Source organism: Kribbella sp. NBC_01510, assembly GCF_045040325.1.
GTDB lineage: Bacteria > Actinomycetota > Actinomycetes > Propionibacteriales > Kribbellaceae > Kribbella.
In genome coordinates this window covers 4,814,544-4,838,200 of record NZ_CP109418.1, presented here as the reverse complement: position 1 = coordinate 4,838,200, position 23,657 = coordinate 4,814,544, and the positions used below count along the sequence as shown (strand labels likewise).

Below are 23,657 nucleotides of genomic sequence, written 5' to 3'. Positions count from 1 at the left end.
CGTGTTGCAAAGGCGGAGTGTCTAACAACTCGCTGATCCTCCCTCACGGCTTCCTCGACCAGTCGGCGCCAGCGGACCAGACCCAGCGATGGCTGCCGGGGGTCTCGGGTCGGTAGGCGAGCGGCCAGCCGCAGAACTCGTCCGCGGTGCGCCCCATGCGTTCGGCCGCGCGTCGCGTCTCTTCCCAGTCGATGCCGTAGAACACCTGCCGATCCCACGGTCCGCCGACGAGGGTGATCACTGGCTCGCGCAGCGGCCCGGACATCAGATCGCGCCGCGCTCGGGTGCCGGTCGAATCTCGTTTTGGTCGATGAAGGAGATGCGACCGTCGGCGTGCCGGACACGGCCGAGCCATCGGCCGCCTTCATTGATCCAGGCGTCCAGCTCGCCGATCCGCTGCCGCCAGCCGTCGACGGGCACCGGTGGATCGACGCGGCGGACGTCGGCCTGATCTCGGGGGCCGTGAACGGTGTATTGCAGCTCCAGATCCGCGGCCAACGCGTTCGCCTCGATCTCGGTCGCGCATCGGCCCCGGTGACCGTTCCTCGCGTTATCCCAGACCATCCAGTCTCGGCCGTCCCCGTCGCCGGGTCGCACATTGAAGCGTCCCACCATGAGCCCATCATGACATTAATCGAACCCATGTTCTAGGTGGGCTGGTCGTACGACATGACAGTACTGTGATGTCTCAGGACATCGGTGACAGTTCTGCATCAGGACATCGGTGACATTCGATGTGTCAGGACGTCGGTGACGATTCAGGGTCTTGGCGTGGGCCGCGGGGGCGGCCGTTGCCGACGTAGGTCACTCCGGGCGCGGGCCTGGTGTGCTCGATGAGGATCTCGCCGTCGAGGTCGGTGACGGTGATCTTGTCGCCGGCGGTGATGACGAGGACCTGCTGGAAGCCTCGTCGCCCGTCGACCATGTACTGGACCTTGTTCAGCATGAAGACGCCGTTGCAGGTCAGCTTCTTGACGACGGTGCCGTCGGGCAGGTCTGTGGGCACTGGTGCCGGGGCGGGTCGGGGCCGGCTGGCGGGACGGCGGATCAGGTCACGTGTGGGGCGAGGTGCCTCGGCCTTCGCGGTGGCCTGCCAGGCGGTCTGGGGTGTGACGCGGCCGGGCAGGCCTTGGTGGGGGCGCTGGGTGTTGTAGATGTGGTCGAAGGCGTCGACCTGGGCCTGCAGGTCAGCCAGCGTGTCGGCGATCGGCTGCTTGTCCAGGTAGCGGAAGAGCGTCTGGTGGAAGCGTTCGTTCTTGCCCTGGGTGGTCGGCTTGTACGGCTTGCCGGTGATCGGCTCTACGCCCAACGCCATCAGGTGGACGACGAACTGACCCAGGAGTCCGCGGCGCGACGGGTTGAGCGCGAGTCCGTTGTCGGACAGCAGCCGCTGGGGCACACCGTGGGCGGACACGGCCTTGTCGAAGACGACGATCGCCGCCTCGGCGGTCTCAGCGCACGCGACGTGGGAGGCGACCGCGTAGCGGGAGTGGTCGTCGATGAGCTGGAAGATCACACACTTACGCCCGCCACTGAGCACGTACTCGGTGCCGTCGAGCTGCCAGCAGGCGTTCGGCGCTGGATAGACGAACCGGCGCCAGGCCGAGCGTGGCTTCTTCCTCGGCTCGAACCGAGCCACACCTGCCTGACGGAAGATCCGGGCCAGTGACGCGACTGAGGGCACCACCTCCAGCCCCATCGCGCGCATCTTGTCGTGCACGCTGATCGGCCCGTGGTCCAGCCCGGAGGCCTCCAATGCAGCCCGCACCCGTACCGCTTGCTCTTTGACCTCCTCGGTCAACTTCGCCGGGCTCGACCGCGGGCGCCTGGACCTGGGCTCGAGCACGGCCGCCGGGCCGTCGGCCTTGGCGCGCTTGCGCAGCTCGTAGAAGGACTTGCGCGAGATGCCGTGCTCGGCGCAGAAGGTCGAGACCGCGCCGCGCGGAGCATCCTCGGGCCACTGCGAGATCGCGAGGCGGACACGGGGATCGATGGGTTCATTGGCTGACACCGCCCGAGCCTCGCGGCCGAAGTGTCACCACCAAGCCCACCAGAAGAGTCACCGATGTCCTGATCTAAAACCGTCACCGAAGTCCTGCGACATGACACCCGGATCCACCGATGAGTTCGGTGGGGTGGGTGTGGCGTAACGCGAGGATGCCCTTGCGGGCTGGGAGATTGGGACTTGTCTAGGGTTCCAGATCACCGAGCGCGAAGGGCATCCGTCGAGTGCAACTGTCCCATAATCCTCGGGTCGTTCGCGCGAAGTTCGATGATCCGAATTTGGTGTCGTCGGGTGGGCTGGTGCCTGTGATGGCGCTGGCGGAGTCTGCGGGGCTGCGTGAGTTGGCCGATGTGCGGTTGAGTGTGCCGACGGACAAGGGCGCGAACGCTGGGCTGAAGGTGTGCTCGCTGGTTGCGGGGATGGTGGCCGGCGCGGACAGCATCGACGACATGGCGCTGCTGCGCCACGGCGGGATGCGCCGGGTGTTCGACCACGTCTACGCGCCGTCGACGCTGGGGGCGTTCCTGCGGGCGTTCACGTTCGGTCATGTTCGCCAGCTGGATGCGGTGGCGTCGCGGTTCGTGGCCGCGCTGGCTGGACGGGCCCCGCTGGTCGGTGAGGCCGGCGACGGTGAGTTCGTGTTGGTCGATGTCGATGACACGGTCATCGAGGTGCACGGTTATGCCAAGCAGGGCGCGGGGTTCGGCTACTCCGGGGTGCGTGGGCTGAACGCGCTGCTGGCAACGGTCACCACCCCACACACGGCGCCGGTGATCGTGGCGCAGCGGCTGCGCAAGGGTTCGGTCGGGTCGCCGCGTGGCGCGAAACGCCTGATCACCGATGCGTTGAAGACCGTGCGCGGACTGGCCGGAGTGTCGAATGGCAGGCCGCTGGTGCGGGCCGACTCGGCGTTTTACGGGCGTGGTCTGGTGCTGGCCGCGGTCCGCGCCGGTGCCGATGTGTCGGTCACCGCCCGCCTGGACAAGCGGGTCAAGGCCGCGATCGCCGGCATCGCCGACGACGCCTGGACCCCGATCGAGTACAAAGACGCGATCTACGACGAGCAAACCGGCCGATGGATCTCTCGCGCCGAGGTCGCCGAAATCCCGTTCACAGCGTTCACGTCCCGCAGCAAGGCCGAGCAGGTGCCCGGCCGGCTCGTGGTCCGCCGGATCCCGGACCTCAACCCCGGCAAGAACCAGGCGCCCGGGCAGGAAACGCTGTTCGACATGTGGCGGTTCCACGCCTTCTTCACCACCGTCAACGTCGAAGTGATGGACACCGTCACCGCGGACAAGACCCACCGCGGGCACGCGATCATCGAACAAGTCAATGCCGACCTGAAGAACTCAGCGCTCGCGCACCTGCCGTCCGGGGTGTTCGCCGCGAACGCCGCCTGGCTCGTGCTCGCCGTGATGGCGTTCAACCTCACCCGCGCGGCCGCCACCCTCACCGGCGGCAACCTGGCCAAGGCCGTCACCGCCACGGTGCGACGCAAGCTGGTCAACATCGCCGCCCGGATCGCCTCGTCCGCGCGGCGGATCACCCTCCACCTGCCCAGCAACTGGCCCTGGCAGACACCATGGACCCGCCTGTTCGCGCATGCCTGCGGGCCACCTGCCACCGCCATGCCCTGACCACCACGCCGAACATCGGCCCGACCGGAGACCGAAGCGGAACACCCCCGCAGCGAGGCGGGACGCCCCACCACGCCACCAACAGCCCGGCATCGCCATCAATCCAATCAGCGACTCACACCAGCCTGATCGGTGGATCGAGGTTTAGTGCAGTGCTGACTGGTGGCCGGGTTTGAGGAGGGTGGGCAGGGGTGCGGGGTCGGTGTTGACGGCTTGTTGGAGGAGGCGGTAGAAGAGCAGGCCGCGGCTGCGGGCGGTGCGGCGGTTGAACCGGAAGGTGTACTCGTCGAGGTAGTAGGGCAGCTGGTGGTCGGCGACCGCGTAGTGCAGGGTGCCGGTGAGCCAGCGCTTGAGCAGTGCGGCGACCAGGTGGACGCCGGGGAGCACGGCGGTCGGGTCGGGCGCGTTGTAGCCGGTGGCGTACTCGTGGGTGTAGCCCAGGGTCCCGAGCCGGCGCATCATCATGGCGCCGTCGGTGCGGATCGTCGAGGCGGGCGCGACCATGCGTTGCGCGAACTCGACCAGCTCCAGCGTGGCGGGTCGTTCGGCGACCTCGAGCCGGATCCGGCCGAGTCTCCTGCCCCCGTTGACCTTCTCGGCCGCGACCATCACCGGGACCTTGTCGCTGCTGGCCCCCAGGTGGCCAGTGCTGACCCCGCCGACGAAGGTCTCGTCGACCTCGACGACACCGCTCAGCCGGTCGCGGTCGGGGCGGACCATGGCGCGGCGCAGCTTGTGCAACCAGGCCCAGGCAGTCTCGTAGGAGCCGAACCCGAGCACCCGCTGCAACCCCTGCGCGGAGATGCCGTTCTTCTGCGAGGTGACCAACCAGATCGCCGCGAACCACGACGACAGCGGCGTGCGGGTCCGATGGAAGATCGTCGCGGCCGTCAGCGACGTCTTCCGGCCACAGTCCCGACACATCCACAGCCCCCCGCCGGTGCGCCACGCATCCCGGCCGCCACACGCCGGGCAGATGAACCCGTCAGGCCATCGCAGCGCGGCCAGGTACTCCAGGCACGCCGCATCGTCGGGGAACCACGCGAGCAGCTCCTGGTAAGTCCGCGGATAGTCAACCCCGCCGACCGGATGAACCTCAGACGCCCCGTCCACGCCCACAATCTACTGCACTAAAGCAGATACCCAGAACATATGTTCGAGTATGAGCTATCCTGGCGGCATAGAGAGACGGTCATCCGCCGCAAGCGCGTGCCACGCCGCTCGGAGCAAGCCCGCACACGGCTCCGTCGGTCCGGTGCCCCTCTGCATCTCAGCGCATAGGCGTGCGCGTGCGCAACCGTCCTCAATTCGGCAGATCAGTGCGTTGGCTGGCCACCACAAGTGTGGCCAGACGTCTAGTCTGTCGCACCTCATCTGGCGTAAATGTGTCGCGGATCTGTTGGCGGATCACAACTGGCGGTACGACGCGGTGTCGAAGGTGGCGTCCGTGGCCGGACAGAACAGGACCTGCAGGACGAACGACACATCGCCAGGTTCCTTGGCGAGCAAGGCAAGCGCGGCAGACATGGTCCCGCCGACCGAGTCACCTGCGATCGCCAACCGGGATATGTCGAGCAGGTTGGCCGCGCGCTCGCGGGCGACCCACCGGGCCATCGCATAAGCGTGCTCGATCGCGACTGGATACCTGGCCTCAGGTGCGCAATCGTCCTCGGCGAACACGACGCGGCGTGCGACCCGCGGGCCAGGTCACGGGCGAGCCCACCAAGCGCCGTTCCTAGCCAGGCTGCGTCGCCTCCGAGGCGCGGTGATTGGTTCGGGTGCAGCCGAGCAAAGAGGTCCAGTCTCGGAGGCGGCGTACGGCCATGGTCAGGTCACGGTGGAAGGCCACGGGGTCGGAGGGGGCGGCGTCTTCTTGGTAGCAGGCTTCCCAGAAGGTGCGGAGGGCGGAGAGTTCTTCGACGACGGCTCCGTGCTCGGGCCAACAGGGTGGGATGATTTTGTGGTCGAGGGTGTAGCGGCCCACGGCCCAGGTGACCCAGCCGGCGAGGCGTTCCAGTTCTTCTTGAGTGCTCGCGGGGTCGAGGTCGCGCCAGCAGATGACGTAGGGGTCGGCGGCCAGTGCCAGGGCTCTCGCCAGGTCGTCGTTCGGATTCATCAGCGCTTGGTTGCCTGGTCGATGCTGTCGCGAATCTGATCGGCGTCTGGGCGGTCTGTCCAGGGCACCATCTTGAGGAGGATGGGTGGGGCGGTGCGGGCGAGCAGGATGCCGGTGCCGAAGGGGAGGGTGCGGATGACGTCGGGCGGGAGGATAGGGATTCTGCGCGTGCTGGTCGAGATGGTGCGGGCACCGTCGGCGCCGCGGCTCCAGTTGCGGATCTCCTCGTCACGGTCGCCGCAGACGGCTGCGAGGTCTTGGAGGTCGCGGGGTTGAGCGGAGCCGCCGAGGATGAGGCGAAGGGTGGCCGCGTCCCACATGGCCGCTGCAGCTTGCTCGCCCCAGCGCTCGCGGGCCTGGGCCAGCGACTGAATGACGACGAGTGTGGAGATTCCTGATCCGCCACCGTCCGCCATCAGCGACGGCAACGAGGGTACGGCGCAGAGGTTGGCGATCTCGTCGAGGACGAGAGCCAGCGGCGGTTCGAGTCGGCCGCCTGGATTATGGGCAGCTAACTGGCGGGCTGACTCAGTGATGTCTTCCAAGAGCGCGGCTATGAAGGCTGAGGTTGCACTCGCGCCGGCGCCTGTGCCGAGCAAGTAGATCGTGCCTCGTTCGCGGATGAACCTGTCCGGCTCGAGGCCTTCTCCGGGTGGTGGGTCGAAGGAACGGCGCACGGCGGGATCCGCGAGGGCGGACAGGGCCGAGCGCACGCCGGCCCAGATGGCGTCTCGGGTGCGGCCGTCCATGCGGACGATGCCGTCGAGAGTGTCGCCCCAGCCTTCGGCGGCATCGTTGGAGCGGTTGAGGATGGTGACTGCCTCGATGGCCGAGGCGGGCTCGAGGCCCCAGCGGTAGAGCTGATCGATACCGGTATCGTCGATGGCGGCGGCGTGGAGGAGGCCGCGGAGTGCCATCTCAGTTTGGCCGTGCCAGAAGGCGCCATCGCTGACATTGCCCTTTGCGAAGCCCGCACCAGCGGCCAGACCGCTAGCTCGCACCATCGCTGTCGTCGGGTTCTCGCAGCCCCGAACGGGTGACCACCGGATGCCCTCGACGCGACCGAGGCCTTGCGGGTCGAAGATGGCGACCGGGCCGATTGCCCGACGCAGTTCCAGGGTGGCGGCGAGATTGTCGGGTCGGGTCGACGTAGTGACGACGGCGCCCGGTGCGTCGATGATCGCGCCAATGATCTGATGCAGACCCTTACCGGATCGTGGTGGTCCGACGTCGATGATCGAGTCCTCGACGGACGCCCAGCATTCGCGGCCACGCGACCTGCCAAGCAAAGTTCCGACCTCGGCTGCCCTTCCAGTGGGCGCCTGCGGGCGCGCCGATCGACCTCGCCGTACGACTTGTCGACGTCCCACCGCGGCCTCGATATCGCCTTTGGACGCGAGTCCCGGACGCACGGCCAGCACCCGGCCGCGACTTCTCGCCGTCGACCGCCGTCCCTGCCACATACGCGCCACGAGGTAGGCCAAGCCGATCGGCAACGCAACTAGCACGGCAAGGCACGTCCAGTACGTCGCCGTTCCGAGCTGTGTGCGGTTCAGTCCAAAGGCCAGAGCAGGGCTGGCTGGGTGCATCGGTACAAGGAGTGCGTCTATCCACGGGGATCTGACCCATCGCCGTGTAGTCAACAGGCTCGCAACACCCCCGGCGAGATAGAGCATGCCGGCGCATCCGAACAGCACTGCTCCGGCGACGAAGATCATGTCGCTCAGGTCGCGAGGCGGTCGTTGATTCATCGAGCTCACATCCTGGCGTCGGTATCGAAGAGTTCGACCTCGCGGGCGTGCCGGACCAGCTGTACAACGAACGATCGGTTGGGCAGCCGCCAGAGGGCTCTGCCCTTGGGGAGTTTAGCGATCGTGGCGATCTCCACATCGGTGAGGCCGAGGAGGCTCGCCGTTCGTTCGAGTTGATCAGGTTCTTGGCGCAGCATGATCCTGGTCGAACAGTCCGCGAGAAGGCCTTCGGCCAGTGCTCGAGCCTCGGATCCGAGATCTCCGACGGCAGCTAGATCCGACAGACGGTGGACGATCAAGATGTTCGACACTCCCCAGGCTCGCGAGAGCTTCCACTGCTCCTGCATGCGACGCAGCAGGGCCGCGTCGCGCATCACCCGCCACCCCTCGTCGTACACGATGTAGCGATTGCCACCCGCTGGGTCGGCGACCGCCGCCTCGAGCCACGACGACGCGCACGCCAACGTCAGTCGCAGCGCCTGGTCGTTCCCACCGCTGCCCAGCCACGACGAGTCCAGCGTCACCATTGGCAGCGTCGGATCGAACTCGGTCGTCGACGGCCCATCGAACATGCCGGACAGATCGCCATGCACGAGCCGCCGGATCGCGTGCGCGACCTCACGACCGTCGGTCGTGAGGTTGATCGCCTTCAACCCGGCCCGTTCAGCTCGCGCTGAGTCTGGAGTGAAGAGTGCGACCACGACGTCTGGGATGGTTGGCTCCTCGACCTGGCTGGAGACCGTCTCCAGCGCAAGGTCGAGAGCAGTGTGCTCGATCGCGGCGAGCGGTCGCCCTAGTGTGGATTCAGCCAGCGTGCCCAGCAACGCCCGGCGACGCGACCACACGATCCGTTCCCATTCCGATGTTTCGACCACGGCCGGTCGACGGCCCGCGTCGAGGGGGTTGAGGCGCGTCGGAAGGCCCGGCCCGAGCTTGATGACAGCTCCACCCATCGCCGTAGCCACCGGAGTCCATTCGCCCTTGGGATCACACGGCACATACGCCTTGTGGCCGAGGGCAATAGATCGAGTGATCAGCGCCTTTGCCGTAGACGACTTGCCACTGCCGATCACCCCGGCCAGCAGGACGTTCGGGTTCGTGATGACTCTCCCGTGGTAGAGCACCCAGGGGTCGTAGACGAACGAGCCGCCGCTGAACACGTCAGACCCAATGTAGGTGCCGTCGGCACCGAGTCCACCTTCTGCGAGGAACGGGTACGCAACCCGCAGCACTCTGGTGGTGGCTCGATGCTTGTCAACCAGTAGCCGTGGATTCTGACCACGGCTCGGAGGGGTTCGATCCAGCGAGTCAGCCTGCCGCATTCGAGGCGCGGCGTACGGCGCTCTGCGGTTGGCGCGACGGGTCGCGCGGTCGGCGCCTTCTCGCTCGTAGAACGCAGATCGCTGCCTTGCCATCAGAGCCCGATCCCGAATGGCAGGGCCGCGGCCATGAAGCCCTCCATCTGCTGGCCGACCAGTCGACGAAGGTCAAGGAGAGCCTGAGTCGCGGCGATCTCGACTTCCATGCAGGCGTCGTCGAGAGCCTCCTCACTGTCGGCCGAGACGACGACGAGACCGAGCCACCGCACGTCGCCGTGCCCAGCTGCCAGGTCTCGCTCGCGCTGGGCAACGTCAGCATCGAGCTGACGATCCTCTTCGGTCTCCAGTTGCCCGATCTTGGCGCGGGTAGCTCGATCCGTCACCCGCTCAACCTGGTGTCGCCGGGCATCTCGCAGCGCCTTGGCGATCGGGATCGGCTGCAGCACCATACTGAACGTCCGGCGGATCCCCGGCTTCAGGAGGAGCGGACTCAGGAATGTCGGAGTTGTCCGGACGCGCGGCCACTCCGTGATGACATAGACGCGGTGGAATGACGAGTCGGTGCGCAGGTGGTCCCAAGCCGCGTCGACTCCAAGCGGACCAGCCTCGGAGGCATCCACCGTGTCCGAAGACGGGATCGTGCGGGTCGCGGCAGGGTCGAAGGCAACGCGGAGGCTCATCGCGAGCTCTCCTGCACTGAGCCAGGAGCCTGCCACGCCCGCGGCCGCCAGTGTTGTCTGGAACGCCCGCGCCTCCGACTCGAGGACCGCCGTCGCCCCGACCATCCCGCCGCCGTGCTTGCGAACCTCACGGGAGACCGCGTCCAGGTTCACCGCGAAGCTGAACAAGGTCTCGTGCTTCGCGGCGGCTGGCGCCGCCCGTTCCAGCAACTCGGTGTAGATCGCACCAGCCGGCGTACGCGGATCAACTCGACGCTGCTTAGCCCACTCGCTCAACTCATCGCCAGGGTCGGGGAGCGTCCGTTCGAGGATCTGCGCGCGGGCGATCCGGTTGCCTTGGCACAGCCCGGCGATCAGTCGCCCGTACGCGGTCACCCGACGGTCCTGCTCATCGGTGTTCTGCAGCAGATGCGCAGGGCCCTCGATCCTGGCCACCGCGATCAGCCGGCGGCGCCGGGGATCATGAACGATGCCAACCCCAGAGACTGTCGTCAGGATCCGCAACGCGCCTCCCTCCCCTGGCAGAAGGAGTTGTCCGTGCCTTCGCGGTTCGATGACCCGGGAGCGGAAGGATCGCTGCCCGCGCAACGTCCGCAGGACATGAACAGCTCGGAGAACCAGCCATCGGTACAGCGGCAGTTCTTCAGCCCGCGCGAAGGCCACCGCAACGCACGCTACCGCCACCAATACACCGCAAAACTTGGACGTTGCGGGCAGGCTGCTGACGACCGTCAAGGTAACGATGACGATCGCCATCAAGAGGAGGGCGACCTGAACTGGGCGGAGGCCGAGCAGTACGGCGTTCCGCTCAGGCCGCGGGAATCGGGTTGAGAGTGTGCTGGGCGTCGTCATCAGCGCTCGCCTCCCTGCGCGTCGCTGTTGCTTGGGCTGTCAGCCTGTCCACCAGATCCACTCGACCCGTCGACCGAAGCCTGGCTCGTCGCCAGGGCGATGGAAGTCGAGCCCTCACCACCACTCGCCGTCGGCTCAAGCCCGGATGGCGGAGTGACGGCGCCGTCGAGTCCGACCGACTGCCCCTGAACTGCGGCATCGCTTCCGGTCGAGGAGTCGGACGCCTTGTCGTCAGGCCCGTTGCCTCCACCAACGACTGGGCTGTCGTCACCCTGGCCGCTCGATCCCCCGAAGTGATGCGCACCCCATTGCTGTGCCTGTTCGAGCCGCTCTTTGAGGGCGGAGGTTCCCGCAGTGCCCTGCTGCAATGCTTGAGTCACCGCGTGCCCCTGGTCGCCGGCCCAGTGGATGAAGGAGTAGGTGGCCAATGGCGCGAACGAGGCCATCGCGAACAGGAGGATCCCAGTCAAGAAGGTGCCGATGCTGGTCTCGCCGTACTGGTCGGTGTTCCCAGTAGCCGCCAGACCGAGCGTGAAGACGACCGCCATCGCGATCTTGGAGAACACCAGTGCACCAACGACCTCGATCCATCGACGGAGCCAATGTCGGGTGGCCGACCAGGTCCAACTCGCCAGCGCGACTGGCGCGAAGACGACAAACGCGACGATCGCAACCTCGCGGATCAGCATGACGAAGTACAGCGACACCGTCGCGAGAATGCCCAGACTGACAGCCATGACCAGGAACCCGCCGGCGGTCACGCCAGTCAGAAGACCAGTGATGTCGAGCATCCGCTTGAGGCCTGCGGTCGTGGCGGCGGTCTTGCCCAGTATCCCCGCCGAGATTCCATCGACAACCTCGCCGCAAGTGGCCACGATCGCCACCGCGAAAGGGACACCGCCCGTGCCGAGCAGCGCGCCGAGCACCGCGTGCCCAAGCCGTCCTGGCTCTCGACGGACGGCGGCGGACACACATTGGAAGATGAACGCCGCAACTAGCAGCGGCAGCGAGATCGCGACCATCAGGCCGAGATTGTCGCGCCACCACTGGTGATCGAACTGGGGCGACGTACTCAGGCTGAAAGCTTGGAACACATATGAGGTGAAGTCACTCAGGCCGTGCGCCATCCAGCGCAGGAAGGAATCCCACGCGTGCTCGGTGATCGCGTTGGCTCCCTGGTCGACCACACAGGCCTTGGGGTTGAAGAGACAGTCTTTCCAGGACACTGATCTACTCCTCGATCAGTTGATGTGAATGCCGCTGAAGAATCGGATGAGGCCATTGGCCGAGCCGATGAGGATCGCGGCACCGGCGGCCACCAGGCAGCCCGTCTTGCCCTTGCCTGCGTAGTGCGCGTTGTTGTTGAAACTTCCCATCGCCCAGGCCGCGGCAGAGATGACGAAGGCCGCGACACAGATCACGAGACTGAAGGTCAGCAGCGCGCCGACCATCTGGCGGAGCGCTGGCAGCCCGGGCAGACCATTGGTGTTCGGACTGATGCCTGGGTCCTGGAGGAAGACGATCTGAGCGAGTCGAGTATGGATGAACACGTGGCTGTCCTTCATTTGGTCAGGTGGTCGAGTAGATCGGCGGAGCCCAACCGAGGTACGTCGCGCTCCACCGGGATTCGATGAGTTCGAGGGGGACGAGATAGACGCCGCCTTCGCCTGGGACGCGGTCGCCGATGTCGTTGGAGACGATCCGGCCGTTGCCGACGTACACGGCGACGTGGCCGTAAGGTCCACCTGTCTCCCAGAAGACGAGGGCGCCGACCGGCGGTCGCCGGTCGCCGACATGTGCATTGCCGGCCGCAACCATTTGTCGCCACTGTTCGGCCGCGGAGATGTATCCGGCACGTGGCCGACCCCAGATGTTCGCAGCCAGCCGGGCACACAGCTGGTAGTAGCCGTGTCCACCCACCAGACGCAGAGCCCGAGCAATGGCTGCTTCAGCGTCTGGAATCACGCCGCTGCTATCGCCGATCGGCGGTGCCTGGCATTGGGCTGGCAACGCGTTAGCGGGCGCGGCCACGCAGGTGTCGGCTCCATCCGCAGCGACCGCGAGCGGTGCGACCAGGCCGATGCCGCTGACCAGCAGGCAACCGGCCAGCGTCAGCTTGGCGATCACGGCTGGACTTGATTGGTCGCCGACCAGAACTTGCAGGTCGGTGCGCAGACGACCGCAACCACGGCCTGCCGCTCGACGACCGTCGTCTCGGTGTCGAGCACGGTCCTCTGCTTGCCACTGATGACGAAGGCGTGCCAACCGTTCGGGGCATCGTCGCTGTCTTCCAGCTGCTTCAGCGCCGGTGTCGTCTCTGCGGCGACGTCCGTGACGGTGGCGTTCGCCTTCCGCTGCTCGAGCTGCCTCCACTCAGGCATCAGTGGCAGCAGGCTCATTGCGACCGTCGGAGCCGCACCGGTCGGATCGGCGTACGCACTGACGGCGCCCTGCCAGTCCTCCAAGCTGTGGCGGGACGTGTCGTAAGTCCAGATCGCGCGGGCATAGGCGATCGCGAGTTCGTGGGGGTTGCTTGTCATGGGCCGCGCCCACGCGTCCAGCCTTCCGTGCGTCTGCTGGTTCTCGCCGGGTAGGAGGGTGCTCCCAGTGCTCGGTGTTCCGGACTGCCTCGCTGGAGCGTGGTGCCAGCGGGCGACGAGCGTCAGGATCAACGCGGTGAGGCCAAGCAGGATCACGATGGGGATCACGATCTTTGATCGGATCGACTGCTTCACGACAGTTCCTCTCTTGGGTACTTCGGTACGGCGCAGCCACGCGAACACGGCAGCGGCGATCGGCGGCGGGATGATCCACACCGCGGTGAGGACGCGCAGCCCGACCTTGAGCTGAGCGCGGTAGCACCGGATGAGCCAGTGGTGACGGAGGACGGTCTGATGCGTCATACCGGGCCTCAACGGTTGAGGTCCGGGGACTTTTCGTCAGGCGGCTCTGAGCCACTCCACCCCAGCCGCTCGGCGGTGGCCGAGGCGGCTTGGTCGGCCGAAAAACCGTAGGTCACGGCCGACAGCGGCCAGCATCCAGCGCCGTACGACGGGGTCGCTGAAGATCTCCTCTGGCGCCTGCCCCAGAGCCAGCCGCGCCAGGGCAGACGGTCGACCTGCACCACCTCGAAGCAGCCATGCCAACGCCTCGGCCTGCGAAGCTGTGGCATTGGCTCGGCGGAGCCTGAGGATGATCGCCGAGCGGTAGTACGGCGGTCCGTCGGCTGCGACTCGGATCAGCCTCCGACCAACCGCGGCCGAGAGCCCCTCGTTTTCCAGCTCGGACGCGATCCGCTCGAGGTGCGGTCCGAGTGACCAGCGGTGCGAGACCGCCAGCTCGGGGAGTTGGTGGGTCAACGGATGCCGCTGGCCACGCAGGACGTCAGAACGGACCGCGTCCATCAGTCGCCACCGAACCAGGTTGGCCAGGTATCCCCATGACACACCGGCCGCCGGCGGATTGACCGCCAGCTCGAGGCACCGCTCCCAGGCGATCACTCGAGCGAGCTGTTCGGCCTCGTCGCGGCCCAGAGCTGCACGCAGCCGACTCGACAGTGGGAAGACGATGTGGGACTCGATCTCCTCGGCCAGCCGTTGTGACGGCCCCTGCGCCCACCCCGATCGGGCCGCCTCGGCGATGAGTTGCTCCAAGTCAACGTCCATGCCATCAATCTGCTGGCCACCGGCTGGAACCAGAACCTGGATTCCAGGATCAAGGACTCCTGGAATGGTCCGGAGGATCAACCCCCGCCTCGACATGCTCCAAACCCGAGTGCCGCGGCCGGCGACGCTGCCGTGCGTTGCGCAGACCGACCGCTGCGATGACTTCACGCGACACAATCTGCTGGTCCAGGCGCACAGCCCGCGAGAGTCTGGCTACTTCAGTAGCGACTCGCCCGCCAGGCAACCTGGCCACTAGCGGGGCGACGGCTCGTACGGCATTGACCTGTCCGCTGATGTGATCGAGTACGTTGTTCCACCGCGCCAGCTCAGCCTCGATCGCGAAGTCGACGAGCGGACGAGCTGAGTTCAGCACGTCACGCAGCCGGCGTCGGTCGGCCGCGTAGAGCGATGCCGGATCCTGCTGGTCGGCCAGGCGGGCGAAGAGCACGTTTTCGAAGACGTCCGACAACACGTCGAGGCTCCGTACCGCACCGGTCCGGCCTCCGACGTCGCCGTCGAGAGCCACGATGACCCTGTCCGACTGCGAATACTTCCTCGCGATCAGCGCCTGCGCACGCGTGACGGCGGTACCGCAACAGGCGGCACCCGCCCACTCATCCCCCGCCAGGGCAACTGCCGATGCATCCATCGGACCTTCGACAAACACCGGAACGGCTCCCGCCCGCAGCCGTTCGAGCTGATCGTCGAGTCCGACCAAAGTCGTCGTCTTGGAGTACACCTTGGTGTTCGGCGTGTTCAGGTATCTGAGCCGTGTGCCGTGTGCGCGGCCTATGACTCCGACGGGACGCAGGTCGCTGTCATGGGCAACGAACACGACTCTGTCTCGAAATCGGTCGAGCAAGTATCCGGACTTCGTGACCGATGCCAGCCCTGCCGCCACGATCACCTCGTCATCGAAGCCCTCTCGACGCAGGTGACCAACGAGCCTGGACCAGCCATCAGGCGCCAAGCCCACCCGCCAGCTCGATGCAGGATCCAGCATCGCGGCTAACCCGCGGTCCCGCAGATGACTGGCCGCCCATCCATCGGGTCTGCCAAGCAGCTGACGCCTGTAGAACGAGGCAGCCGCAGCATTTATCTCGAGCAGCGGCTGGCTCATAGTCCTGGTCCGCGATCAGGCGGATCCGGATCGGCGAGACGCGCAGAGGCGAACCCGCTCCCGCTCGCTCGGTACGTCATCAGTGGACGTGCCCTCGACAACGCCTCGTGCAGACGTTGCGGACCGGCCTCCCCCAGTGCGAGCAATCCAGGGCTAGCAGGAAGTTCGACGGCACGCACTCGATCGAAGAAGAAGGCCAAGTCGAGCAGATACCCGGCCGACTGATTACGTTGAGTCTGATCGCCGCTCAACGCGACGATCACCTTCTCACTCGAGCTGACTCCGCGAAGGATCCTCGCCTGCGCAGTGGACAAGCCAGCACCCCAGACCGGAATCCCCGCCCATTGACCGGCCATGCTCCGACCCACGGTCGACACAGCGATCGCATCCACCGGCTCATCTACGATCACCGGAGTCGCGCCAGCGCCGAGAAGGTCTAGCTGCTCTTCTACCCCGACAAGAACATTGGACGGCCGGTGGATGGGCGTGACCGGACTCTCCGAGCGAGCTTGGCCGTCGTCGCCGATACCGACGAAAGCAACCGGGGACAACCGATGATCGCGGGCCACCAACATCAGGCGGTCCCGATGACGATCGACCGCATCCCCGCCCTCGGTCCATCTCATCAGCCCGGCCCGCGCCATGGTCGCGTAGCTGAATCCCTCTGACCGCAGGTGGTCGACCAGACTCGTCCAAGTATCCGGTGCGTACCCAACCTTCCATTTCGAGTCTGTCGACAACACCTGCTCGACACCATTGACCGCCAAGTAGCGCAGCGGCCACCCACCCGTTGCCCGAAGCAACTCCCGCCGAAAGAACCGCGCCGCCGAAGCATTCGCCTCCAGCAACCGCCGCCGCTCCTCCAACGACATCGCAAACCCAGGATCACTCACCGAGACCTCCAACGAGCCGAAACAATTCCGGCCTCGAAGATCGCCTGACTATGCGACCGGCAGAACCCGGATGACGAGTTCCAGGACTTGGTCGGCGCGACGACTCAGAACCTCTCAGGGCAACTCGAGCTCGATCACTTGCTCGTCGACATATGACTCGGCGGACCGCGTCGATGAACCCAGCGCATGGCGTCGTGGCGAGCGCGGTCTCTTACGAGCCAGCGCGTCAGATGTGTCGTCCCACAGGCCGGCCGATCGTGCCAATTGGGAACCTGCAGAATCGATGGCCTCATCCAGTAGGTGGATCAGTTTCGCGATAGACCATGCGGGTGGTCGATGCCTCCGTGCGCACTCTGGATCATCCTCAGCGTTGTCGCCGCCAACAGCAGTGTCCGTGTCCATGCAAGCCAAGATCGCCGCGTGGCACACCTCGAAGAACCAGGATCGCGATATCCAGGACCCACTCAGCGAGCAGACCCCAGCGACCGTGATGTTCAGAGCCCTTTACCAAGCCGGTGTAGATCTGGGGCCGCGGACGAACCTCATCGAGTGGCGGACCTGGCCAGCCTGCGTGGCGGCATCGGCCGCGGCTTCGGCGACGACGAGCGGCTCGACCTTGGTCAACGGCTTCTTGGAGTCCTTCCCGCTCCATCGCTGCGACGTGATCTCGTCCGGCCACGGGTGGCCCGGCTTCGCTGGGGTCACCACCGCGCCGGGTTCGGCCGGCTGAGCCGGGGTGAGTGGAACGGTGCGGCCGACGATGACCAGGTCGTCGCCGCGGTGCAGGCCGGCGATCACCACCGCAGGCCCGGTGATCGGCCCGATCACGCCACCGATCAAGAACTCCCGCAACCGATCAGGCCGGGCGACGGGGTCGACCTGCGCCGCCGGAAGTTCAACCAGCTCGCGTTCGGCACCCTCGACGTACTGGTCGTCGGCGCAGCACCGACCTTCTTCAACGCCGCCGCGGTCATCTTCAGCGGTATCCCCGGCGGCATCCTGTCCATCGCGAGACTGAGCGCACTCGGCGCCGCCCTCGACCGGCACACCGGCCCCCTCCCCAGTACGGCGCTCGACAGCCGCCCTCGCGGAACCGTCGCCGGCACAACCGTCTTCGCGGTGATCTTTCGCCGCGACCGCGCTCACCGGCCAACTACCGTTCTTCCGCCTCTGGTCCGCCCCACTCGCCGCCATCGCGTACGTCGTGATCGCGAGCGTCCAGTGGTCCCGTCTACCCCACCACGAGACTGCGAACTAGCACGGCCACCCGGGCTCGATCTTCTGGTTGAGGTGGAACACGTTCTCGGGGTCGTACTCACACTTCACCCGGGCCAGCCGCTTGTAGTTCTCCTCCCCGAACCCCGCGATCACCCGGTTCTGCCCCTCGTTGCCGATGAAGTTCAGGAACACGTACCCGCTCGCCCACTCCCTCAGGTCGTCGCAGACGTCTCGCGCCCACCTGATCTCGCGGGCGTCGTCGGCCGGATCGGTCCACATCCCGAACGGGTGCGCCACCCACCTCGCCCGCCGGTGCGGTAGCGGCCACTGATCCGCGCCCCGAAGCACCTCTCCACCCCATGGGAACAGCAGCTCCGACGACAACGGCGACACGATGTCCTCGGCCCGACCGCAGAACGCCTGGATCGCCGCATCCGGCAGCGACAGCAGATGCTCGGCCGACCAGTAGTTGCGGAACCCTGGCGGATCGTCCATCGCGCTCTGGAGTTCGTCGTAGGGCATCTGCACGACCTCCTGGCTTTCCGGCGCAAGGGCGAACAAAGGCGCGAACACCTCGCGAAGCTCCGCCTCTGTCCCTGCGTAAGTCGCCAGCGCCGTCATGCACGGTTTCCCTTGAAGATGCTCCGGCACGGACTCATCCGGCTCCCCGATCATCACGACCGCCGCACCACCGAGTTCCTCCGGCGCACCGTGCTCGATCAGATCCCGGTACGCGCGGAGGACCGCCGGGCCGGCCTCCGCGGGCCACAACAAGACCGCGAACGTGGTCGCCCGCAACTCATGGAGCCTGAAGGTGAGCGACGTCGCGACGCCGAAGTTCCCGCCGCCACCGTGCAGCGCCCAGAACAGCTCGGTGTTCGTGGTCTCGTCCGCGATCAGCAGCCGCCCGTCCGCGGTGACCAGTTCGACCGAGACCAGGGCGTCACAGGCCAGTCCCCACTTGCGTTCGAACCAGCCCGACCCCCCGCCGAGGGTGAGCCCGGCGACTCCGGTGGTCGACACCCGGCCACCCGTCGTCGCCAGCGAGTACGGTCGGCAGGCCCGGTCGAAGTCGGCCCAGGTCGCGCCACCGCTGACCCGCGCCAGCCGGGCTCCCGGGTCGATCTGTACGCCGTTCATCCGGCGCAGGTCCACGACCAGACCGCCCTCGCTGACCCCGGTACCGGCCACGCCGTGGCCACCGCCGCGGACGGCGATCTCGAGGTCGTGGGCGACGCCGTACCGGAGCGCGGCCTGGACGTCGGCGGCGGATTCGCACTGGGCGATCAGCGCCGGCCGCTTGTCGACCATCGCATTGTGGACCGCCCGGGCGTCGTCGTACTCCGCGTCACCGCTTCTGAGCAGGACGCGCCCCCGAACCCCGGAGGTCTCGACTGCTCGATCGTCTCGGACATGCTGGAACTCCCCCTCGCTCACTCCCCAGGTGATCTGTCGATCGTGCCCCGCACTCCGGAACGCACGTGACACGGGTTCAGCTCAGTCTGCGCGCGGAGCGCCAGAGGCGGCCTGAGTAGTAGTGCTCAATTCCGCCAGCCGGCCAATGGCGACAATCCGCCACGACCCGCAACGGTCGCACCCGAGAACTCCAGTTCGACCCCTCCAAGGCCGGCCGCAGGCGCGGAACTTCCTGCGGCGGCAACCGGCAGATAGCCATCACGCAGGTGGTCCAGGTGCACGGACATGATCCGGCCGGCCTGCGGCCGCGGGAACGAGCCGACGTACGTCGGCGCTGCTCAAGGGCTCTCTCCCCCTCCTCGCACTCCACTCTGACCCGACACGCCCTCCGCGCAACCACCCACCTACGGCGGCCCCTGCGGGGTTCAGCAGTTGCACTCCAGCCGCTCACTCGCCGGTGAGCGGGGACCCCGGATCATCCTTCCAGCGGAAGTAGACCGGGTCGCCGAAACTCACCGGCACCTTGCCCTGCGACTGGATGACGGTGGCCGTGCCGTTGGCGCGGCCAACGGCGTACATGTAGCCGCTACGGGTGTCCTTGTCGATGCCGAGCAGGATCGTGCCGTACTGACCGCACTTCTGCGCCAGCAGCGCCTCGAACCCCTGCCAGGTCTTCGCCCGAACCAGCTTCACCACCGGCTTCATCGGCGCCGTCGTCGGGATGTGGATGGTGTAGAGCGCGCCGCCGCGAGTGTTCGCGAGGAACGTGTCGTAGGTGCGGGACTTGCTGATCAACGCCATCGACTTCACCGCCGCGAACCCCGGCGCGGATGCCCTGTTCCGCCAGACGCCCTTGGTGTCGACGGTCCAGCGGAAGAGCGTGCCGTCACTGCGGAGCCCGTAGGTGTTCCGTCGCGAGATGCCTGCCTCGGTCGGGCCCTGATACTCCGCCCCCTCCAACGCGACGAAGGTCGCCCAACCGCCCCCGATCCGGGTGTTTCCGCCGTTCACGGGGTTGGTGGTGTATCCGGTCAGGTACAGTCCATCGCCGATGATGACGTAACCAGAGACAGCGACCCCGCTGAAGCCGTCGTCCATGACCTCCATCGAGCTACTGACCTTCACCTGCCCCGGACCGTAGAAGCGGCTCGCGTAGACGTCGACCCCGCTTGCGGTCGGCGGCCTGGTCGCGAAGACGATCCGCGCGTGATGATCACCGCCGGCGGTCACCGATCCTGCTGCCAGGGCGCAACTCGCGGTTGGTGCGGCCGTCGCCGTGGTCGGTACCAGAGCCCCTGCCACGAGCAGAGCTGCCGCTGTCGTTCCGAGTGCCTTGATCATTTCGCACCATCCCTCCCACTACGCATGATGGCGGTCGGTGCGGGTTTGTTGTTGACCGTTTGTCGGTGGGGCGTGTGAGGATGCGACTGTGAGCGGGATCGCGGTTCGGGTGGGGGTTGCTGAGGACTACGACGCGCTGTCGGGCGTGTTCGGGGCGCGATGATGTTCGATCCGTCGCCGGATGACCTGGGGCGGCGGTTGTTCGAGCCTCGGCGGGCGTTGGTGGCGACCGACGGCGCGGAGGTGATCGGGACCACCCGGGCGTTGACGCGGGATCTGTCCGTGCCGGGCGGGGTGGTGCCGGCGGCGCACGTGACCGGGGTCGGAGTGAAGGCGACGCATCGTCGGCGTGGGGTCATGTCGTCGTTGATCACCCGGCAGTTGCGTGAGGTGCCGGAGGCGATCGCGGTGTTGTGGGCCAGCGAGCCGGGGATCTACGGCCGGTTCGGGTACGGCGCTGCCGCGTGGGGCACGACGTACGAGATCACTGGTCCACCGCTCCCCTGCCAGGAGGGGGAGAAAGAAAGTCGGCCAAACCAAAGGCTGACACTCCCACCGCCCGGGCAGAAACCGGAGTCCCGAGATGGGCGTACCCGCAGTCCTGCGGATCCTCAGCGACGACCACGACGGCGCTTTCATCACCGAGTGGGCACCCCCGGAGCGAGTCATCCCGGCTTCGCGCGCTGGATCGAGCAGTGCCGAACCAGCCACGTCACCCCGACCGCCGCCAACTACCACGACTTCGCCGTGAGCGATCCCGAAGGCGATCACTTCCGCGACAGCTACGCGATCGGCGCAACCGAGCCGGACACCATCGAGTACCGCTATGTCTTCCGGACCGGTGCCTACGGCAACGGATGGGTCGCCGACCTGACCGTGTATCGCGCCCACGCGCGGCCCGATCGCGAACCGCTGCTGACTGTCTGGCATTCGATCCGGTTCAGCAACGCCGACACCAGCTCGATTCACCAGCTTGCGTTCCGCGCCGTCATACACATCATCAAGCCCGTCAAGTCGCTGAACAGGCCACAGCACACGGCCCCCGCCCTGCAGGAATGGGCCCAGCTCGCCACCTGGCACCGGGCCCGGGCGGGTGCGGCATGAGCGGCGTCGAGGTGGACCTGGACGACGTCGTCGACCGCATCGACGAACAAGGCATCTGGGCGTACGTCGGCCAGACCGGCGGCGGGTGCGCAACGATCTTCGCCGGGGCGTGGCACAGCGTCCCGGACGGCCGCTACGACCGCACCATGTACTCCGCCGTCGCCGGACCCGGCACCTACGGCTGCGACGAGGAACCTAACAGCGGACACACCGACGAGTTCTTCATCGGCGCCGACGATCAAGGAGACACCGCCGGGGTCACCTGCGCCATCCTCGACATCCAGAGCACACGAGACGTGGCCGACTTGATCATCGCCCAAACCCGGCTCCCGCTCGGCACAGACCTGACCCAACGTCAAGCGCGCCGCATCCTGCGACGCAGACGCCAGGCCGAAGCCGAACGAGCCCGCATCCAGGCCCAGCTCGACGCGCAAGCCCTCAACGGCATCGCCCAGTTCATGAACCAACCGGGCCCCTGGAACGGCGGCGACGTCTGCGAGGTCATGGCCGAGGCTCTCGTGGCCACCGGCCGCAAGCTCTACGAGCTGGCCGAGAAGCGCTAAGCCATACGCACCAACCACTCCACTACCGACGACCCGGCAACCATCGCGTTCGGCGCGCTGACGAAGCAGGCTGAACGGTTCGGCTACCTCGCCGCGGTCTGGACCGGCGACCCCGCGTTAGCGGCCCCAGTCGAGGTCGACCATGAAGCCCAGACGGTCGCCATTGACGGTGACGCGGATCCGGAGAACGTGATTCCGGCCCTCGCAGCGATTGTCGCCGCGATCGCTTCCAACGCCGAGCACAACAGCTGAGCAGACCCGAGGGGCGCGCCTATCGATTCGGGCGCGCCCCTCACGGCAGTGGGTCGTACGCCGTGCCAGTGGGCTACCTCAAGCGGATGCACCAGACCCGTCCGGACCTGTTCGACGCCAACGTGAACGGCTGGTTGCACGGCGCCAGGGCCAAGGCCCGGCTGCGCAACGGGGAGCACGAGCTGATCCGCCCGGCTGTACCGGGCAAGAGCGACTCCTACCTCTTCCGGACCTTCCAGGGCAGCGACGGACCGGGACTGGGCCGCGCGTTCCTGTCCGACGGGTACAGGCTGATGGACCACCTCGACGTCCTCATGGCGATCCTCGAAGGCGTCGAAGCCGCAGGCATCCACGTCGACATCCGAGGCTGCGACCTGACCGAGTCGCGGATGTACGTGCGGATCCAGGCCAACGAGATCAAGAGCTACGCCCCGACCCTGCTGAAGGGTTACCGGTCGCCGTTCAGCGGAGCGCTCGGTGACGACAACCCGACCGTGTTCGCCGGGTTCGTGTTCTCCAACAGCGAGGTGGGCGCAGGCGCCCTGACGCTGGCACCCCAGTTGGTTGTGCAGGTCTGCGACAACGGCCTCACGATCGACAAGGAAATCCGCCGCGAGATCCACCGGGGTGGGCAACTGTCCGACGGCCTGATCCGGTGGTCGGACGAGACCCGCAAGAAGGAGGTCGAGCTCATCCGGTCCAAGACCAAGGACGCCGTGACGACCTTCCTTGACGTCGACTACGTGCCCCGCGCGATCGCCGACCTGGACGAGACCGCGAGCAAGCCGCTCGAGAGCGCGGACAAGGTCGTGCGCGCGGTCGGGAAGAAGCTCAGCTTCTCCGAGGAACAGATCGACGGCATCCTCGACCACTTCATGACGGGCGGTCAGCGCACCGCCGGCGGCGTCCCAGGCAGTCACGTCCTACGCGCAGACGATCGCCAGCGCCGACGTCGCCAACGAGATCGAAGCCCAGGGCATCAAGGCAATGGAGCTCGCCGCAGCAGCGTGACGCAGCCACCCCGGGAGACGCGACCCGTAGCCGCGCCTCCCGGGGGCCGGCGCTGCGCGGGAGTCGAATCTGCAGGGCATCGAGCCCGCAGACACGACGCTGTCGCCCTGTGGCTGGAGAAGATCTGCACCCTCACCGAGTCACGCCTTCAGTAGCAACGGACCACGAGAACCGCCTGCCCCCACAGCCAGGCCTCGGCCCCGAGCCAGACCCGCGAACCGCGTCATGTAGCTGCTGCCGCCGGGAAGGTCGACACGTCGTCAGGGGCCAGATCTGGGCGGTGCCGGGCATAGCGGAGCCCGGGCCGCCACTGGCCGGCCTGCATCGCCGCGTCGGCCAAGACGTCGATCACGACCAGCGGTTCCACCTTGGTGAGCGGCTTCCGCGCATCGCGGCCGCCCCACCGCTGCGAGCTGATCTCGTCCGGCCACGGATGGTCGCGACGGGCCGGCTTCAGTACCGCGCCCAGCTCGGCCGACTGTGCCGCCGTGAGGACCACAGTGCGGCCGACCATGACGAACACGCCGGTCTCGGTGTAGCGGCCAGCGATCACAACCTCCGGATGACGAAGCGGACCGAGGACCCCGCCGACGATCACCTCGACCGTGTCGCGTTGCTTGACCTTTCGTCGGGGTTAGCAAGCTGTCGTGCTTTGTCGCTTACCAGGCCTCTGCTGGGTGTCCGACACCCGTTCTCGAGGTCCGGGGCCGGCGG

The 23,657-nt window shown here is 67.0% G+C and carries 23 protein-coding genes and 1 pseudogene; 4 read left to right on the top strand and 20 right to left on the bottom strand.

Going from position 1 to position 23,657, the window contains the following annotated elements; all coding sequences use genetic code 11:
- Positions 1-43: 43 nt before the first annotated feature.
- The 3 genes and pseudogenes from OG558_RS24235 to OG558_RS24225 all read right to left on the bottom strand — a co-directional run bounded on the left by OG558_RS24235 (position 44) and on the right by OG558_RS24225 (position 1,969).
- Positions 44-265, bottom strand: coding sequence for a hypothetical protein (locus OG558_RS24235; protein WP_405065047.1), 222 nt, complete (start codon positions 263-265; stop codon positions 44-46).
- The gene (locus tag OG558_RS24230) at positions 265-615 is read right to left on the bottom strand and encodes a hypothetical protein (RefSeq protein ID WP_405065046.1); all 351 of its coding nucleotides are present in this window, start codon (positions 613-615) and stop codon (positions 265-267) included. Before OG558_RS24230 ends, OG558_RS24235 begins: the two co-directional genes overlap by 1 nt.
- A 98-nt stretch (positions 616-713) precedes the next feature.
- Positions 714-1,969 (bottom strand): annotated as a pseudogene (locus OG558_RS24225) (integrase core domain-containing protein).
- A gap of 260 nt (positions 1,970-2,229) precedes the next feature.
- On the opposite strand from OG558_RS24225, the gene OG558_RS24220 reads away from it, so the two are divergent.
- Positions 2,230-3,642: an IS1380 family transposase gene (locus OG558_RS24220; RefSeq protein ID WP_405065045.1), complete on the top strand. Its 1,413-nt coding sequence runs from the start codon at positions 2,230-2,232 to the stop codon at positions 3,640-3,642.
- 144 nt (positions 3,643-3,786) lie between these two features.
- Here the strand turns inward: OG558_RS24220 and OG558_RS24215 are convergent, their stop codons facing one another.
- From OG558_RS24215 to OG558_RS24140, 16 genes are all read right to left on the bottom strand, one after another.
- A complete protein-coding gene (locus tag OG558_RS24215) occupies positions 3,787-4,755 on the bottom strand; it encodes an IS1595 family transposase (RefSeq protein ID WP_405065044.1) in 969 nt (322 codons plus the stop codon).
- A gap of 294 nt (positions 4,756-5,049) precedes the next feature.
- A complete protein-coding gene (locus OG558_RS24210) occupies positions 5,050-5,322 on the bottom strand; it encodes an alpha/beta hydrolase fold domain-containing protein (protein ID WP_405065043.1) in 273 nt (90 codons plus the stop codon).
- Between the two features lie 55 nt (positions 5,323-5,377).
- Positions 5,378-5,758, bottom strand: a complete 381-nt coding sequence (locus OG558_RS24205) for a hypothetical protein (RefSeq protein WP_405065042.1) — start codon at positions 5,756-5,758, stop codon at positions 5,378-5,380.
- A complete protein-coding gene (locus OG558_RS24200) occupies positions 5,758-7,476 on the bottom strand; it encodes a type IV secretory system conjugative DNA transfer family protein (RefSeq protein WP_405065041.1) in 1,719 nt (572 codons plus the stop codon). Before OG558_RS24200 ends, OG558_RS24205 begins: the two co-directional genes overlap by 1 nt.
- Before the next feature lie 38 nt (positions 7,477-7,514).
- A complete protein-coding gene (locus tag OG558_RS24195) occupies positions 7,515-8,741 on the bottom strand; it encodes an ATP-binding protein (protein WP_405065040.1) in 1,227 nt (408 codons plus the stop codon).
- A gap of 182 nt (positions 8,742-8,923) precedes the next feature.
- Complete coding sequence (locus OG558_RS24190; RefSeq protein WP_405072212.1) at positions 8,924-10,264, bottom strand: SCO6880 family protein; 1,341 nt, start codon at positions 10,262-10,264, stop codon at positions 8,924-8,926.
- 95 nt (positions 10,265-10,359) lie between these two features.
- Entirely contained in the window at positions 10,360-11,586 is a 1,227-nt protein-coding gene (locus tag OG558_RS24185) for a hypothetical protein (RefSeq protein ID WP_405065039.1), read from the bottom strand.
- A gap of 15 nt (positions 11,587-11,601) precedes the next feature.
- Positions 11,602-11,910 (bottom strand): DUF6112 family protein, encoded by a 309-nt coding sequence (locus OG558_RS24180; RefSeq protein WP_405065038.1) that lies wholly within the window; start codon positions 11,908-11,910, stop codon positions 11,602-11,604.
- A 19-nt stretch (positions 11,911-11,929) separates the two neighbouring features.
- Positions 11,930-12,487: a CHAP domain-containing protein gene (locus tag OG558_RS24175; protein WP_405065037.1), complete on the bottom strand. Its 558-nt coding sequence runs from the start codon at positions 12,485-12,487 to the stop codon at positions 11,930-11,932.
- Positions 12,484-13,263, bottom strand: a complete 780-nt coding sequence (locus OG558_RS24170) for a hypothetical protein (protein ID WP_405065036.1) — start codon at positions 13,261-13,263, stop codon at positions 12,484-12,486. Before OG558_RS24170 ends, OG558_RS24175 begins: the two co-directional genes overlap by 4 nt.
- Positions 13,264-13,299: 36 nt before the next feature.
- Complete coding sequence (locus OG558_RS24165; protein ID WP_405065035.1) at positions 13,300-14,025, bottom strand: hypothetical protein; 726 nt, start codon at positions 14,023-14,025, stop codon at positions 13,300-13,302.
- Positions 14,026-14,074: 49 nt separating this feature from the next.
- A complete protein-coding gene (locus OG558_RS24160) occupies positions 14,075-15,145 on the bottom strand; it encodes a toprim domain-containing protein (RefSeq protein ID WP_405065034.1) in 1,071 nt (356 codons plus the stop codon).
- Positions 15,142-16,011, bottom strand: a complete 870-nt coding sequence (locus OG558_RS24155; RefSeq protein WP_405065033.1) for a hypothetical protein — start codon at positions 16,009-16,011, stop codon at positions 15,142-15,144. Before OG558_RS24155 ends, OG558_RS24160 begins: the two co-directional genes overlap by 4 nt.
- Positions 16,012-16,542: 531 nt before the next feature.
- Entirely contained in the window at positions 16,543-17,085 is a 543-nt protein-coding gene (locus OG558_RS24150; RefSeq protein WP_405065031.1) for a hypothetical protein, read from the bottom strand.
- A 207-nt stretch (positions 17,086-17,292) separates the two neighbouring features.
- The gene (locus tag OG558_RS24145; RefSeq protein ID WP_405065030.1) at positions 17,293-18,744 is read right to left on the bottom strand and encodes an FAD-binding oxidoreductase; all 1,452 of its coding nucleotides are present in this window, start codon (positions 18,742-18,744) and stop codon (positions 17,293-17,295) included.
- A 375-nt stretch (positions 18,745-19,119) separates the two neighbouring features.
- Positions 19,120-20,013 carry a hypothetical protein gene (locus tag OG558_RS24140; protein ID WP_405065029.1) on the bottom strand — a complete coding sequence of 298 codons (894 nt, stop codon included), beginning with the start codon at positions 20,011-20,013 and terminating at the stop codon, positions 19,120-19,122.
- A 162-nt stretch (positions 20,014-20,175) separates the two neighbouring features.
- Between OG558_RS24140 and OG558_RS24135 the strand changes: the two genes are divergently transcribed.
- The 3 genes from OG558_RS24135 to OG558_RS24125 all read left to right on the top strand — a co-directional run bounded on the left by OG558_RS24135 (position 20,176) and on the right by OG558_RS24125 (position 23,098).
- On the top strand, positions 20,176-21,117 hold the full coding sequence (locus OG558_RS24135) for a GNAT family N-acetyltransferase (RefSeq protein WP_405065027.1): 942 nt from the start codon (positions 20,176-20,178) through the stop codon (positions 21,115-21,117).
- Positions 21,114-21,680 carry a hypothetical protein gene (locus OG558_RS24130; RefSeq protein ID WP_405065026.1) on the top strand — a complete coding sequence of 189 codons (567 nt, stop codon included), beginning with the start codon at positions 21,114-21,116 and terminating at the stop codon, positions 21,678-21,680. The genes OG558_RS24135 and OG558_RS24130 overlap by 4 nt, the downstream gene beginning before the upstream one ends.
- A 320-nt stretch (positions 21,681-22,000) precedes the next feature.
- Positions 22,001-23,098, top strand: a complete 1,098-nt coding sequence (locus OG558_RS24125; RefSeq protein WP_405065025.1) for a DUF932 domain-containing protein — start codon at positions 22,001-22,003, stop codon at positions 23,096-23,098.
- Between the two features lie 68 nt (positions 23,099-23,166).
- Here the strand turns inward: OG558_RS24125 and OG558_RS24120 are convergent, their stop codons facing one another.
- Positions 23,167-23,496 (bottom strand): hypothetical protein, encoded by a 330-nt coding sequence (locus tag OG558_RS24120; RefSeq protein WP_405065024.1) that lies wholly within the window; start codon positions 23,494-23,496, stop codon positions 23,167-23,169.
- Positions 23,497-23,657 lie beyond the last annotated feature (161 nt).